Origin of the sequence: Lysinibacillus sp. NPDC096418 (assembly GCF_044762775.1) — a bacterium.
Taxonomy (GTDB): Bacteria; Bacillota; Bacilli; order Bacillales_A; family Planococcaceae; genus Lysinibacillus.
This window is the reverse complement of sequence record NZ_JBIWEY010000010.1, coordinates 86,749-103,468: the sequence shown is the minus strand read 5'-3', so window position 1 is coordinate 103,468 and position 16,720 is coordinate 86,749. Positions and strand designations below refer to the sequence as shown.

The 16,720-nt window shown below is 38.3% G+C and carries 5 protein-coding genes and 1 riboswitch; of the genes, 2 read left to right on the top strand and 3 right to left on the bottom strand.

Features of this window, described 5'->3' with window-relative positions:
- Positions 1 to 14 precede the first annotated feature (14 nt).
- Complete coding sequence (thiC, locus tag ACIQZG_RS10650; RefSeq protein ID WP_402755159.1) at positions 15 to 1,793, bottom strand: phosphomethylpyrimidine synthase ThiC; 1,779 nt, start codon at positions 1,791 to 1,793, stop codon at positions 15 to 17.
- Between the two features lie 142 nt (positions 1,794 to 1,935).
- Positions 1,936 to 2,050: riboswitch (TPP riboswitch) on the bottom strand.
- Between the two features lie 138 nt (positions 2,051 to 2,188).
- Positions 2,189 to 3,118 carry an AEC family transporter gene (locus ACIQZG_RS10645; protein WP_402755158.1) on the bottom strand — a complete coding sequence of 310 codons (930 nt, stop codon included), beginning with the start codon at positions 3,116 to 3,118 and terminating at the stop codon, positions 2,189 to 2,191.
- A 321-nt stretch (positions 3,119 to 3,439) separates the two neighbouring features.
- Between ACIQZG_RS10645 and ACIQZG_RS10640 the strand changes: the two genes are divergently transcribed.
- Both ACIQZG_RS10640 and ACIQZG_RS10635 read left to right on the top strand, forming a co-directional pair.
- Entirely contained in the window at positions 3,440 to 8,734 is a 5,295-nt protein-coding gene (locus ACIQZG_RS10640) for an S-layer homology domain-containing protein (protein ID WP_402755157.1), read from the top strand.
- Positions 8,735 to 8,834: 100 nt separating this feature from the next.
- Positions 8,835 to 10,769, top strand: a complete 1,935-nt coding sequence (locus ACIQZG_RS10635) for an S-layer protein (protein WP_402755156.1) — start codon at positions 8,835 to 8,837, stop codon at positions 10,767 to 10,769.
- Between the two features lie 880 nt (positions 10,770 to 11,649).
- Here ACIQZG_RS10635 and ACIQZG_RS10630 read toward each other — a convergent pair.
- Positions 11,650 to 15,849: an S-layer homology domain-containing protein gene (locus tag ACIQZG_RS10630; protein WP_402755170.1), complete on the bottom strand. Its 4,200-nt coding sequence runs from the start codon at positions 15,847 to 15,849 to the stop codon at positions 11,650 to 11,652.
- Between the last annotated feature and the right edge of the window lie 871 nt (positions 15,850 to 16,720).

The window sequence follows — 16,720 nt, the reverse complement described above, 5'->3', positions numbered from 1 at the left end:
CAAGCCTCTCTTTATTATTGATAAATCTGACTACCAGCCTTTTTAAATTCCTTCGCCTTCTCCTGCATCCCTTGATGGATGGCCTCTGTTGTATTCAAATCCTTCTCTTTCGCATAGTTCCGAATATCTTGTGAAATTCTCATACTACAAAACTTCGGTCCACACATAGAACAGAAATGTGCAGTTTTTGCACCCTCTGCTGGTAGTGTTTCATCATGGTATTCCACTGCTCGTTCTGGATCTAGTGACAAATTGAATTGATCGCGCCAACGGAATTCGAAACGCGCCTTTGATAATGCATTATCACGCACTTGCGCTCCAGGATGACCCTTTGCTAAGTCCGCCGCATGCGCCGCAATTTTATAAGTAATCACACCAACGCGAACGTCCTCACGATTCGGCAAACCTAGGTGTTCCTTCGGTGTCACATAGCAAAGCATCGCTGTACCGAACCAACCAATCATCGCCGCACCTATAGCAGATGTAATATGATCGTAACCTGGTGCAATATCTGTCGTTAATGGCCCTAATGTATAGAAAGGCGCCTCCTTACATACTTCCAATTGCTTATCCATATTTTCCTTAATCAAATGCATTGGCACGTGCCCCGGCCCTTCCACCATCACCTGCACGTCATGTTGCCAAGCAATTTGCGTCAGTTCCCCTAACGTATCAAGCTCAGCAAACTGTGCCTCATCATTGGCATCTGCAATCGAACCTGGGCGTAAGCCATCCCCTAGTGAAAAGGCAACATCGTACGCTTTCATAATTTCACAAATTTCTTCAAAATGCGTATATAGGAAGTTCTCTTGATGATGGAATAAGCACCACTGCGCCATAATCGAACCACCTCGTGATACTATCCCCGTCACACGATTTGCTGTCAGCGGCACATATCGCAATAATACCCCCGCATGAATCGTGAAATAATCGACACCTTGCTCTGCCTGCTCGATTAACGTATCGCGATAAACTTCCCACGTTAAGTCCTCCGCAACACCATTGACCTTTTCAAGCGCCTGATAAATTGGTACCGTTCCTACTGGCACAGCCGCATTGCGAATAATCCATTCACGTGTCGTATGAATATGTTTACCCGTCGATAAATCCATAATATTATCTGCGCCCCAGCGTGTTGCCCACGTCATCTTTTCGACTTCCTCCGCAATGGATGAGGATACTGCAGAATTACCAATATTCGCATTAATCTTCACATGAAAGTTCCGCCCAATAATCATCGGCTCTGCTTCAGGATGATTAATATTAGATGGCATAATAGCACGACCCGCCGCAATTTCAGCACGCACAAATTCAGGATCCATGTTTTCACGAATTGCTACAAACTCCATTTCTGGCGTGATAATACCCTTTCTTGCATAATGCAGTTGCGTCACATTATGTCCCTTTTTCGCACGGATTGGCTTACGATAAAGACCAGGAAAAATATTCTCTTTCATTCGTGGATCATCTACATTTCGGAAGCCATTATCCTCAGGTTTAATCGTACGACCTTCGTATTCCTCTACGTCCCCGCGCTCTCTAATCCAAGCACTACGTAACGCTGGCAGTCCCTTCGTAATGTCAATATTGTACGTTGGATCTGTATAGGGACCACTCGTATCGTAAACACGCACTGGCGGGTTTTCCCCTTCCCCAAAACTGCCTGTTGTTGGACTAAGTGCAATCTCACGCATCGGTACTAAAATATCCGGTCTTGACCCTTCCACATATACTTTTTTACTGCCATCAAAGCTCGACATAATGGTAATGTTTTTCTCGTTAACTGTTGTCATGAACATTTCCGCTCCCTTTTAAAATAAATTTTCAGGACCGAACCTAGCTCACTCCAACGAGCTACTACAAAAGAAAAGCCGAATCCAAAAAAATATTGGATCCGGCTACGAATGTAAAGGTTGTATTGACCACAAAAAACAATGCAGTCATCATTAACTTTCCCACGCTGGTATGAGCCAGATCAGGTCCAAAGGGTCAAGAAACTTCAGTGCGTTTCCCTCTCAGCCCGACTCATCGGACTCCCCTAGTTAAGGCTATTCAGTTTGTTGTTAGTGTAGCAAAGTTACTCACCAAATGGAAGATAAATAAATAATTGGTTCATTTTATCCAATTGAAGCGGTTTTTCGACACACACGCGACACATGAGAATCACAATTCTTTCCCTCGTCAACTATTAAGCAAATAACATTTCAGCCATATATATAACAATTGTCACTGTGACACAACTCACAATCGTAGAGAATAATACCGTTTGCGCTGCTGTTGCCGATTCTACATCATATTCTAAAGCGAGACTTGAGCTATTGCGTGACGTTGGGAACGAGCTCGCGATTAAGAGCGACTGTGCCACGACACCATCTAAACCTAATGCAAAAATAATAAGTAACGCCACAGCTGGACCAATAATCAATCTTGTAATGCAGCTGACCAATACCGTCTTATTGAACATCGATTTAATTTCAAGCTGTGATAGTTGAGCACCGAGTGTAATCAAAGCCACTGCAATAAAACCTTCTGCCACATGGTCAATTGGAATACGGATAAATTGCGGAATACCAATATCGAAGAAATTCATCGTCACCCCAATAATAAGCGCATGAATAATCGGCATTTTGAGGAAATCCTTCGCGATTGCGAGTACTGATTTCGTGGAGGAAATGAGATTATAAAGTCCATATGTATACGTCGTCATGTTTTGAAAGATGACAAGAATCACTTGAATCGCCACACCAATCGGCTGCGTCACGAAAATCATTTGCGCCACTGGAATACCGTAGTTGCCAGAATTAATGAGCACAACGCTATTTTTAAAAACTGCCGCTTCTGTTTTCGCAAGCCCTAGTAACTTCGCTAAAAAGTGACTAAGCACCATCTGACTGCCGATAAAAAGCGTAATAAACAACGCCACCTGCCCTAGCACCGACAGCTCCATACTCGTTTCATATATATTCAAAAACACCGCTGCCGGCATAAAACAATACGTAATCAACTGCGATAGTGCCTTTAAATTAAAACGAAACTTCCTCTGCAAAATAGCACCTAACACGAGCAACACTAAAATCGGGGCAACAATTTGGAAGAAAATCATGCCGAGATACATCATATGGTTGTCCCCCTTTCATCTGTATCTATAATAGTAGAACTGTCCATTAGCTTGGTCAATACTCATGCAAGGGTTGCAATAAGTTAAATATGGTTAAGTTTTCCTGCTAAATGCCGATATATTTCTCTGAAAGATGAATTAATTTCATTACATTTTCGAACGGAAATTGGCTATTTCAAATGCAAAAAAAAATGCACAACCAGTCTCCTACTATAGGCTTATTAATAGCCAATTCGACAAATAGTAAATCCAACGCATTAATATAAATGATAAAATAAGGATATTGATAAACGTATTTACCAGAAAAGGAGATCTATTCATATGAAGCGTAAACAAAAAATTGCCCTACTATCCGTTGCAGCTATTCCAGCTATGATTACGATGGTTCCAGATGTAGACGTTCAGGCAGCAACAGAGCAACCCATTCCTGAGGTTTCAGGTTCTTGGGTCAATCCACAACATGTTTTTGATGCGAAACCACAACGACAAACATTTTCACTGGGTGCACCCACAGCAACAACTACAACTATAGAAACTGCCAAAGGTGTTGCAGAACTAGAAACTATTCTAAAAGGGAAATTCCAGAAGTACGAGGAAAGCTTCAATGTAAAATACACAGGTGAAACGGCAAAACTCCAAGAAGATCTGAATGCTATTTATGACAGGTTTGATTTAGACCCAGACAACGCCATCTACAAAGCAGCCACAATCTCTCGTGACTATACGTATTCAGGCTATGTCAATAATGTAACGATTAATTTTACAATCAAATACAATACGAATTTCAACACAGAGGAAACCCTTAAAACAAGAGTTGAAAGGATTATTAAGAACGAACTCATTACGGAAAACATGACAGATTTCCAAAAAATCAAAGCAATTCATGATTATGTTGTGACTTATGCTACGTTTACAAAAGATACAACGGGGAGCCCACACGCAGCCTATACACTTTTAATGGAAAAGAAAGGACTAAGCCAAGCCTATGCGCTTCTTACCTACTATCTATTAAATGAGGCTGGTATTAAAGCTTATTACATGACAGGTACATACGCAGGCACACCACATGCTTGGAACGTCGTGGAATATAAAGGAAAGCACTACTACCTCGATACTGCATTGGATGAACCTTCAATTCGCGATACAAGCATTACTGATGGCAAGGCTATTAGCTATGAATATTTCTTAAGAGGTATGGGTGGATTTTCTACACATACAGTCCTAAGCACTCTTCCTTCAGGTGTAATTGTTGAAACAACATCTCATGAAAGTTATGCGAAGTTACAAAACGTCTTCAATCCTATTCCTGAAAATAGCTGGCTTTACTATGTAAGAACAGATGGCGTGCTAGCACGACTAAGCTTAAAACCATTACCGACAATCGGTGAAAGTGCCGATAAATTTGAAGAGTTTACTTTTAAAGGTAGTAACTCGAATGATGTAGAAGCTGCTTATTTAGTGCATGATAATGGCTGGCTTTATTTTAGTAATGTGACGGACAAAAACTATTTATACAAAGTCAATACTGACGGTACTGATTTAACGCTACTTGTTCCAACGTACGTCCGTGATTTAGTAATCACAGGTACAACGCTAAAATATAAAAAAGCAGACGGAACAGAAGCGAACATCCCGATTGCAGTAGATGAGGAAGCTGTAGCAAAAGTTATCAAAATGTATCATGATTATTCTAAAGGTAATGAGTTAAAAAAGTTAATCAACACTTACCTAGAATTTAAAAAATTAACTCCCTCTCAGAAAGCTGCTGTAGAGTATTATATCGGGACTGAGTTGAACGATGCTATCGACGAGCTACAAATTGATAAGAAAGATGATCCTGAGGGAGTCGCTCTACGAATTGCTCTATTAGATTCTGCTAGTATGAATTTCACTAAAGAAGTAAATGATATCAGAAAGTTATATAAGGACTTTACAGACGAAAAAAAAGACATTGTTTTTAACTATGATCCTGATTTCATATTATTGCAGGATATAGCAGCGGACAATGCAACAGTTGCTGGAAAAGTTGGGACATTATTTGGTAACCTAAGCCCAAACACAGCTGATTACTATACAAATATAAAAACTGCACTCGATGCCTATTATTCATTAACTGGCGCACAGCAAGGGATATTTTTAGTTACACATCAAACTGCATTAAATAACGCACTACTTGCACTTCAAGCAGCAGAAACGAAAATAGCAGCTGGTAACTATGTTTATAAAATAAGCCAACTAAATCCGAAATCCCCTAACTTTGCTGATATATTATCAGATTTAAAAATCAATATCGATAAATTAACAGATGCTGAACAAACATTAATATCAAATATTGATATTTACAAAGCAGCTCTTAAAACGTTGGACAATTATACAACGACTGTAAAAAACTTGTATACAGCAATTGAGAAAATTTCTAGCGATACAACAAAAGAAGCACTAGAAGCACTTCTCGCTCGCTATACAGCACTCAGCGCTGCCGAACGTGAAATGATTGATAAACTAAAGATTAATTCAGTTAAACCAATCGATCATTTAAAGGCGGCAATTGCTGCAAAATTCGCTGAGACCAATAATGTAGGTACGGTCATCAGCATAATAAATAACTTGGATGCAAGTAAGGAGAGCTTCGTACCAGATGTTGAGAATGCTGTAATCGCAACTGAATCCTTCGATGCTGCAGGCACACAGATAGATCCAGCAGACCAAACTAACTATGACTCAGCAAAAGAAAAATTGGCAATAGCCGTTGCGTTAGTAGATGAAATCAAAAAAATCATTACTGATATTGATAGTATTCCAACAACGGCACCAACAGATGAAGCTGTCTATAAAGCATTAGTCGAAAAAATCGAGGGCAGCATTGATGATTTGGAAGGTCTTACAGAGATTGATGTTAATGGTAACCCTGAGAGAATCCCTACTAATTTAAAAATGAACGACCATGTCAAGAAGCATTTTTCCGATGTCCAAAAGCAAAAGCTAGAGGAAGCGAAGGAAACGATTGTAAATTCTAACAAATTGAAAATAGACATAGCTGCTATCAGCCTAGATGCACCAATTACCGACAATGCGACAGCAGAGGACATACGAAAAAGATATACTGATCTCAGCGAAGTCGGGAAACACTTCGTTGGCGACATAAAAAAGCTAACAGACCTAGAAGCACTTCATTACAAATCTGCAGCTCAAACAGTTATCGATTTGATAACGAAAATTGACATTACGAAGGATTCATTTGTCGGAGATGTCCGTAAAGCAACAGAGGCATATGATAATTTAAGCCCACAGGCAAAGACGATTGTCGACAACGGTGGGCATAACGTGACGTTAAAGAATGCACAAGAAAAGGTAAAGCCATTACAGGCGGTAGTTGATGCTATCGACGCCGTGTCTGAAGATGATCCAACGAAGTATGAGGGACTATATAAAGCCGCGCAGGCTCTATTCGATGCACTAGATGACGACCAAGAACGTTTTATTACAAACAAAGATGATCTTGCGTTATTTAAGGCCAACATCGATGCAGCAAAAGCTGTAATTGCGGCCATTGATGCGTTATCGAAAGATTCTACAGAAGAAGCCATTGAAGCTGTGAAGGCTAAGTACGATGACCTAAAGGAATTCCCAAAGAAGCTTGTGACGAATTATTCGAAGCTAGAGTCATTAATTGATAAGGCGAACGGCAAAGAAGAGGCTGAGGCTGTCATTAAAATGATCGACAAACTCGATGAAACAAAGAAAACCTTCGCTGTTGATGTAAAAAAAGCGCGTGAGGCATATGATAAACTCTCACCCAAGCAAAAAGAATATGTGTCAAATTACCAAGCCCTTTTAGATGCTGAGAAGTTAGTAGCTGACCTTGCAGGCACAAGTGATATCGCGCAAAAATTAATTGCGCAAATCGCAGCTATCAACAATACAAGTGCTTCTTTCAAAACAGATGTCGAGGCAGCAAAAAGTGCTTATGCCGCACTATCAGAAGAGCAGCAAGCACTTATCAATAATTACAACGTATTAAAGGAACACCTAGCAACCTATGACACATATGCTGCGCAAGCAAAGAAATTAGAAGATAAGATTAATGCTTTAAGTAACACAAGTCCTGGCTATCAATCGGCATTAGCAGCATTGCAAAGTGAGTACAATGCTTTCAACGCAGCACAAAAAGCCTTTGTCGCTGAGTATGCTGTAAAGCTTTTAAACGATGCTCAATCGGGTATCGATGCAGTACGCAACGTGACGAATATGATTTTGGCACTAAATCCATCTAGGATTACATTCCATGCGGATGTAGCAAACGCTCGCGCTGCTTATAATGCACTCATAAAAAATCACGGGGTCTATTTAGCTGCTTATTTAGAGGAGGCTCTTGAGAAGGCCGAAGCGCTTGTAGAAAAGGATAAGACTGCTGCACGTAAAGTAGTAAACGCTATAAACTCGCTATCAAGTGATTCCATTCTCAAGGAAATAGAGCGAGCACGTCGTGTTTACAACAACTTAACGGCACTCCAAAGACCGCTAGTGACGAATCTGCAAACGCTTATAGACTTTGAAACGGGCAAGTTAAGCTACAATACAAGCGGTATTCCAGATGGTGTAGATACAGATGATACAAATACAGATACAGAAGAAATAAATCCTTTACCAGACTTTGCGGCTGTCCCAGGTGAAAGAACAGCTATGACTAAATCGTCAAAAGGTGACACTTACACAGCAAAAATCTTTGTATCTAATGAGGTTGGTAACTCGGAGCGCTTTGTACTGACAACAAGAGCTAATGTAACAGCTATTATCCCACCAACAGTGACAGTTGTCGGCGATAAAACAGGCACAATGGCAATTGAAATCCAGGCAACATCGAGTCGAGTTTCGTTTAAGGCTACAATGGATAAGAAACCTGTCACTTTTGCGACAGAGGTAGACATCATCCTAGAATCCGTACCGAAAAATTCAGTCGTTCTACGTGTCGACCAATACGGCAATCGTGTACCTGCAACATACACAGTAGACGGTGATCAATACACGATTAAAACTAAAGGTTCTGATACATTCATCATTACTCGTTCAACTACAACGTTTACGGATATTCAAAATGATAGTCATCGAGAATACATCGAGGAGCTTGCTGCTCGCAACATCATCCAAAACGATGGTAATGGTAGATTCAATCCAAATCAAAACATCACACGCGCAGAATTTGCCGTAATGATGGCTCGTGCTTTAGATATTCAACCATCTACTGATACAAACTTTAACGATGTTAGAGGCAAATCGTATGAAAATGAAGTACAAGCACTCTATGAAGTTGGTATTATTCAAGGGGTCAACGCGACAACGTTCAACCCAAATAGCACCCTAACGCGCCAACAAGCTGCGATGATGGTAGAACGTATGCTGGATTATGTTAACGTGGATACAAATGTGTGGGAATCTCCACAGTTTACGGATTCTCATCTAATCGCAGACAGTGCCATTAATGCCGTTGCACTTATGCAAAGTCTTGACATTGTATCAGGAAAACCTAATGGCTCATTTGATCCTCTAGGCAAGTTAACTCGCTCACAATTGGCGAAAATTTTATACAAAGCCCTTCAATCTGCAGAAATGCTGTGAAAAATTATGGGCTCTACTGGGTAGAGCTCTATAATCATTACTAAATTATAGGAATATATGTTATATTAGTTACTAAATACATTAATTAGGAGTGATCATTTTGAAAAATAAAGCACTAACTACTTTAATGGCAACAGCATTAACTGCTTCCATCGTGTTACCAGGAACAACTGCAAGTGCTGCCTTGAATGATTTATCTAGTAATCAATCAAATTACACTACAGTACAAACAGCTGGAAAAGTAGCGTCATCCGAAGAAGTAATCCCTTCAGGAGAAGTGTCACTAACAATTTCAAGCTTTTCAGGTAATACAGTCCGTACTTCAAAAGGGCAAGTAACAATTATTAACTCTTTAAAGCCTATCTTTCAAACAGCAAATCGTCAGGCACTTACTAATGCGAAAGCTACAGTTATTGTGGAAAACGGTCAAATGACAGACATTAAAGCCCTAACATTAAGTAAAATGGGTACTAGCAAAAAACCAGTGGTATTCGATGGCGGTAATGCTAAGATTTCAGGCAATGTAACAGTTTCTGCTGATTATAATCAAATCAAAAATTTAACAATTTCTAAAGAGTTAATTGTGACTGCTCGCGTAAAGAAAGCTGTCACAATCGAAAGCGTCTCAGTTGGTGATACGATTACATTCCAACCTCTACGACTGAAGAAAATAAACTGGCTAAACATTACGCTAAAAGATATGGTAACACCAGAAATTAACGTACAACGCAATAAAATTAATCTAGATTCAGATAAACTTATTTCTATTATTCAAGTAACAGATGATGTCCCTTTCCTAAAAGTTGGTGGGGACGTTGGAAAACTTATAGTCGATGTTAAGAAGGATTTTAGTCTTAGCGGAGAAGGAAATATTGAGCAAGCTACAGTAAAAGGTGGCACGAATGTCGCTTTAGACTCATCCCATCATATCGCTAAGGTGCAGGTGGACGATAAAAATGCAAAAGTTACCTATGCTGTGGTGGATAAATCTGCATTAACTGCATTAATTGCCTCAATTCAATACGTTCCGGTATCCAATAATGTTAACTATAATATCACTTCGGAAAAATGGACTACTCAAGCTGAGAGAACAGCAATAGAATCTGCTGCTAACAGCGCTCAAGCGGTAGCCAATGATACAAGAGCTACACAAGAGCAAGTAAACAACGCCATTACACAATTAAATAATGCTATTGCTATCTACAAAGCCGCTCAAAAATCTTATGTTGGCGATAAAAATACACTGACTTCACTCATCAACTCCGTTCAATATGTATCGGTTTCTTGGAGTGGCAGTAACCAGTACTACAATACAGCTTGGACTACACAAGCAGAAAAAGATGCGCTAGTGAATGCTGTTTCTTCCGCACGAAATGTCGCGAATAATTACTACGCTTCACAGTATGAGATCACTAACGCCATCAACAATTTAAACAATGCTATCACTACTTATAAAAACGCTCAAAAATACGGGAATAATGGGTACAATGGGTACAATGGCGATCAATCATCACTGCAATCACTCATCAATTCCGTTCAATCTATATATGTAACTACTTCTTGGGATGGTTCCGGTATATCTTATAATACACCTTGGACTACACAAGCAGAGAGAACTGCTTTAGAGAACGCTGTTTCATCTGCTCAAAATGTCGCAAATAATTACTACGCTTCACAGTATGAAATCACTAATGCCATCAACAATTTAAACAACGCCATCTCTACTTATAAGAACTCTATAAGAAATAATTATTATGGAAATGGATATAATGGTGATAAATCATCACTGCAATCACTCATCTTGTCTGTTATTTACGTAGATGTTTCTAATAATTATGGATATGGATTGGCTTCTCATGTTGCTTGGACTACACAAGCAGAGAGAACTGCTATAGAGAACGCTGTTTCATCTGCTCAAAATGTTATGAATAATTCTAATGCTACACAGAATGATATATCATATGCATATAGCAATTTAAGCAACGCCATCTCGGCCTACCAGAAAGCTCAAAAACAAGGTTATCACGGATGGTGATTAATCGTCACTAACATCACCCATCAATAATCAAAAGGACCCTGCTACTGTGCAGGGTCCTTTCAGAGTGTCGACAAACTAAATTCGTATCAAAAAGTTATCATATGTGGGCATTTAATTTTAGTTTTCTATGTTCAAACGTTTTTCCGCCCCCTTGAAAATAAAGGGTTTGGAAAATCTAAAAAGAATTGTGCTTATAGCCGCTCAATTTAAAAATAATAGACAAAGTCGAAAAAATCGACTTTGTCTACAGTCTGAAAGGACCCTGCTACTGTGCAGGGTCCTTTTCAATCTTATTTAGATTTGAATTTACTCAGTTACCTGTAAACCTCTATATCATATTACAAGATGTACCTGATCTAATTGCCGGTAGAGTATCCCCTGCCCACTTTGTTCCAAGTAAAAAACACTCTATATAAAACATACACCCTTTAAACAGTAATATGCACCCACTTGAATAACCCTAATATCCATCATTCTCGTTAGAATACCCTTCCTGCCACCGATTTGTGCTAACAACTCTTTTCTATCAACACTGTTATGTTGTCGATGGGACTACTTTACCTATCCGCTTCGTTTGCCGTCGAAGAAGCATTGGTTCTGACACTCACAGTAAGTCCAAACTGCGAGCGACAAAAGAAGCTCGGGAAAAACGTTACGTTTTTCTCCAGCTTCTTTACTTTTAATAGCCCTCAGATAATACTGACCTATATAAGCTAACCTTCAAGTATTTTCATATTAACTAAGTCATGGAATCAAAGTAAAGCTACGATCATAATTTAATATGGCGAACGTTTTGACACTAGCTATAAAATGCCCAATACCACATTCATCTCACTATCTATAGAAGTGAACTATTTTATATGATTAGAGTTATATTTTATTTAATTGAAACATCGTCTACTAAAATCACTTTGCCATTGGCATCTACCAATCCTGTTACAGTTACACTTGTCGGCATTTCAGATTGTTTTGTACGAACATAGATTTTCAGTGTGTTTACATCTTTAATAGCCGCCGAGGATTCTGCATATTCACTACTTGCAACCGTTCCACCAAATGTTAATTGAAGATTGCCACTTTCTTTAATAACATCTGTGAACGTTATCGTTATTTCTTGAACAGATCCATTTTCAGTATACTCTGCTAAACTAGGATCAAATACATCTGCTTGTGTTAATGTAGGTGAAGAAAAAGTAATCCTACCGTCCAATTCTTCTACAACAGCTGACGTATACAGTTTTTTAAGTTCTTCAATGAAAGTATCTACAGTAGCAAACGATTGTGTTTGTCCACCAATCTCGATTTGCGTAGCTTGCTTTAATTTAGCTATTTCGATTTCAATTACTCCATCAGTTGTAGTTGAAATCACTTCATTAATATTTTTTAATAAGATCTCTTTTGGGCTAACCGTGTCTGCCAGTGTTGCTATAAACACTGTATCGTTAGTTGTAACACTATAGCCTTCTTCTGACAAGACTGTCGCTAATTGCTCAATACTCTCAAAAGAGATTTGCTCTTCATCAATAAAAATCTGCGTTGCATCATTTTCAAAAACAATTTTATTAGTATTTACGGAAATAATATTATTTAATTTCACTATCCCCCCAAATCCTACCGATTGTACTGTTACACTACTTCTACCGTTCAATTGCGCATAGAGCTCTTTTGCGTTATTTACAAGATATGTTAAGTGCGATTTATCCCTGTAACTTTCCGGAAGATTATTCACGAGCGCTCTTGCTTTCTCAATCGCTTCTAATGTTGTAGTAGAAGCTAATCGATCTGGACCTGTGTAATTATTAAAATCTTCCACAAATAATGCAAATACCGCTTCCGTTGCTATATTTATTTGCTCGATAAGCGAGTGGTTTTGCTCGTTTACTTCTAACACCATTGCTTTTACTTCGTCAGCTGTTGTGTATCTCTTTTCTTTTAGTTCCGCTAAATAACTGTCTATAACTGAATCAATTTTCGATACAAGAGACTTATGTTGGTTATATAAAAACTTGCCGCTTAAATCGTATACTGGCTCTAATTCGTACGCATAGAAAGATAACAACGTTTCAATCGCATGCTTAAGGCTACGTTTGAACTCGTCATTGCCTGTCGATGAAAGTTGGGCCAGTTGATATAATGCTTCAAAATGGGCCACATCCTTTTTCTTATAGTCTCCTAATATATCATTCGCATATAAGCCTGATGCACCTTGCTGTTCATTATCTTTTACATATAAATGGTGTTGAATACGGCTAAACTCATCTGCATTATATGTAAAATCCTTTGGCAATGGAATTTCTAATGTTGGGATACCATCCGCATCTACTTTCCATGTATAACTTGATAAATTTTCCGGCATAAAGAATTGTGTTCCATTGATAAAGTACATAAATTCTGATGTCACTGGTAATTGTCCAAAAATAGTTTTATGAATAATTGTATTATTTTCGACAGTCATCTTCGAGAGACCAATGTTCGAGGTACCCCAGTTTTGAATTTCATACGCGTCTAGAATCGTATCGTTTTCATCTACTTTGTACACTTGGATATCGCTAGTGAACCAAGGAATGAATTGGTCCCCTTTATTGTAAACAATCGCATTGTCAGGTGCCTTTTGGCCAACTGCTACTATATCGTTATTTGTACGTGCTTTTACTAAACGATATTTAATCGTAGCCCCCTCTGCATTCAGTACGGACAGTGTTGCATAGCCAAAACGACCTTCCACTGGTAACACTTTCGCTGCAACATAATCTTCTAAATCATTATCGTTAATATCAACATTGACATTGTCTTTTACATCTTCAATGTTTGAAATTAGCTCTTCCGCTGGCTTCTTTTCACCCGATAATGATGTAGTAGCTCCTACTTTTACATCCTTGCCTAATGTGATATTCCCTGTATCCGAACCAAGCTGTTTAATTGTTCCTGTAGTAGCTAACGTTACTGACTTATCTGTTTTTACTAGTACTTTATCAAAATTTCCTTTTCCTGTAATCTCGATATCATCGTTTGACTCGATTTCTACAGATGCAATCGATGCATTTAATTCTATTTTTGTTACACCATCTTCAATTTTCAAGTTTGGTAAAATAACATCCGGATCTGCGTAAATAGAACCGTTCGCTTGTAATGCAACTACTGAAATTTGTGTCCCACCATAAATACTTAAAGTTGTATCCACTTTTTTGATTTCTACAAATGCCACAGTTGAATCAGCAAATGTAATTTTTAAACGTGTTACAGGCTTCTCACTTGCTAAAATAGGTTCAGTCGAAGCAACTCTAAAGTTACGTGAATCGGCAATTGCCGGCACCTCTTCAGTTGTTAACTTGCCTTGGATTACTACTTTTACAAAGTCAATTGCAGATGTAACAGCAATTGTTAAATGAACATCACCTGTAACTGTTAGTTCTTTAATATTTAAGCCATCTATGTTTACGGTTAACTTACCATTGATTGTGGAATTTCCACCATTTAACGTACCAGCATTGTTCACTGTTAAAGCCGTTACTTTCATAACCTTGTTGTCCACTACAGTTACTTTAATATCGGCATTTTGTAAAACACTCATATTTGCTACAGTAAATAATCCAGCGACCTGCTGATCCACCTTGTATACAATGTTATTTATCGTAACTGAATTTGCTGTAACCGCTGTTATTTTGCCGGAAATTTGCTGTGTTACACTTCCCCCCGACCCGTTAGAACCCCCATTAGAAGATGATCCATTAGAACCTCCATTTGAAGTCGATTCATTAGAACCTACTGACGGTGGTATTGCCCCATTTACTGAACTAATATTCATACGTACTAAACTATAATTTGAAATGAGCTTCGACACATCTGTACCGTTTGTTACAACATTTGAAATCTTTGTATTCATCCCAAATTTAATCGCTGCTTTTGAGACTGTGAAATTTAATTTTTCAATTATGCCTTTCAAATCAATAGTAATCGGTTTTTCTGTTGCGATTTCAGCTAGTTTAACTGTCGCATCACCAAAAATATCTACTGTTGCGTCTTTTTCAATTGATAGTTTACCAATTGTTTGACTTAATTTAAGACTCTTTACTTTAGGTGTTACAACCAATTCACCGACATTTATATTTTTTATTTCAAAATACGACGAAGCCACAGTTAATTTACTTGTTAACTCAAATGGAACAACCGCTACAGTTGCTAAACTTGCTACTGGAGATGAACTTCTATGACCCACAAGAACTACTGGATTATCTTGTGTTCCTTCAGCTGTAATTGTCAGTGCATTTACCTCAACTAATGCATCACCAACTACTGTTGCTTCGATTTTAGCTTTTGCCAACGCTACTTTATTACTTTCATTGAATAGAGGCTGTAGGTTAGCCGGAATCGTGTATGTATTTTCCCCAATTGTCAACTTGTCACCTGTAATTGCAGAAATGTCACCATTCACTTGTTGTTCCTTTTGTTGCTCCTCTTGCTGCTCTTCATCTTGTGCCGGTATATTTTCTGCACGGTGAACAAACGCTGCCAATTGACCGCGTGTCACCCTAGAGCTACCATCAAACGTCGTCGCTGTTCGTCCCGTTGTAATATCATTTGTATAAAGTGCCGCTATGTCACCCGCATATTCTTTATTTAAATCTGTAAACGGCGTAGTATTATCTAGCGTTTCTAAGGTAAAAGCCCCCGCAATGATTTTCGCCATTTGATTACGCGTGATTGGTTCCCATGGACGGAATGTTCGATCAGAAAAACCATTAATAATTCCTTCGTTAGCTAAAGCTGTGATTGAGCCGTAAAACTCATCTGAAGTAGAAATATCTTTAAAGTTGGCATTTGTTACATTTTTTGTGTCTAATCCAAGTGCACCCGCGATAATTTTTGCTGCTTGACCGCGTGTTACTGAATTACCTGGTCGATATGTATTATCAGAATAACCTTTAATAATGCCACGCTCCGCAAGGCTTGTTATCGCTTCTGCATAGTAGTCTGTCGTTTTTACATCTGTAAATGATGGTGCCGCTAGTGTCGGTGCTGGTACAACCGCCGAAGCCACAACCGCAGTTGCTGTAAATGCTGTCACAATTTTCTTCATCAAAAAACCTACTCCTCTTCAATTCATCATTAGGTAAATATTGTGAATATCTCCATAAAAATAAGTATACTTTTCAAAATTAAGGATGTATACGTCGGAATGATATAAAAGTTTTATATTTTTCTATATAAAAAGGAATAAATCAGTACTTTTATACCTATTTAGTATTTATCAATAATATTAAACCAGTATTTTTGTCCAATAAATTTAATGATTCGGAAAATTATCAAGTATTATATTCAATTTTAAAAATCGCTTGAATTACATTCACAATCGCCCATATCATCTTGACAAACCATTTATAATCAAACAACAAAATGGGCGAGTCTCAACCCAAAACAGCGGCTTGTGACATCACCCATTCTTCTATTTCTTCAATTCGTTCTACTGCAACGTTATTGATCAGTAAATTAGAGACTTTCATTAAATTAAAACAACTATTTTCTACAAAAATATAACAATTTTATTTTGTCTCCTTCCTTCACCACCTCATTATAGTTCACATGTTTTTTGTTAAATTCGTTGAATTGTTGCACTTGATGGATTCTTCACACCTCTTGCCCCTGAACCTATAGAGAGCAAGCGGTAAAAAGCTTCAATTGACCTACTTCTTTAATTTTTTTCACCAAAGCTTTCACTTGTGAAACATTGCGAATACCTTATTTTGTCGCAATCTCTTGCATACTTTCTTCGCCAGCTAAATAAACCTGAACAACCTGTAATTTAAATTCATTCGAATACGTACGATTTTTTCTTGCCATACAAAAATCCCCCTTAAGTGAGATGTTATCTACAGCGTACTGTAGGTTTTTTAACATTGTCTACTTAAAGGGGGATAATTTCAAAACTGGTGTTTTTCAATACTTTGTTC

Coding starts and splice junctions, on each gene's coding strand:
- thiC (WP_402755159.1), bottom strand. CDS start 1,793: ATGACAACAGTTAACGAGAAAAACATTACCATTATGTCGAGCTTTGAT.
- ACIQZG_RS10645 (WP_402755158.1), bottom strand. CDS start 3,118: ATGATGTATCTCGGCATGATTTTCTTCCAAATTGTTGCCCCGATTTTA.
- ACIQZG_RS10640 (WP_402755157.1), top strand. CDS start 3,440: ATGAAGCGTAAACAAAAAATTGCCCTACTATCCGTTGCAGCTATTCCA.
- ACIQZG_RS10630 (WP_402755170.1), bottom strand. CDS start 15,849: ATGAAGAAAATTGTGACAGCATTTACAGCAACTGCGGTTGTGGCTTCG.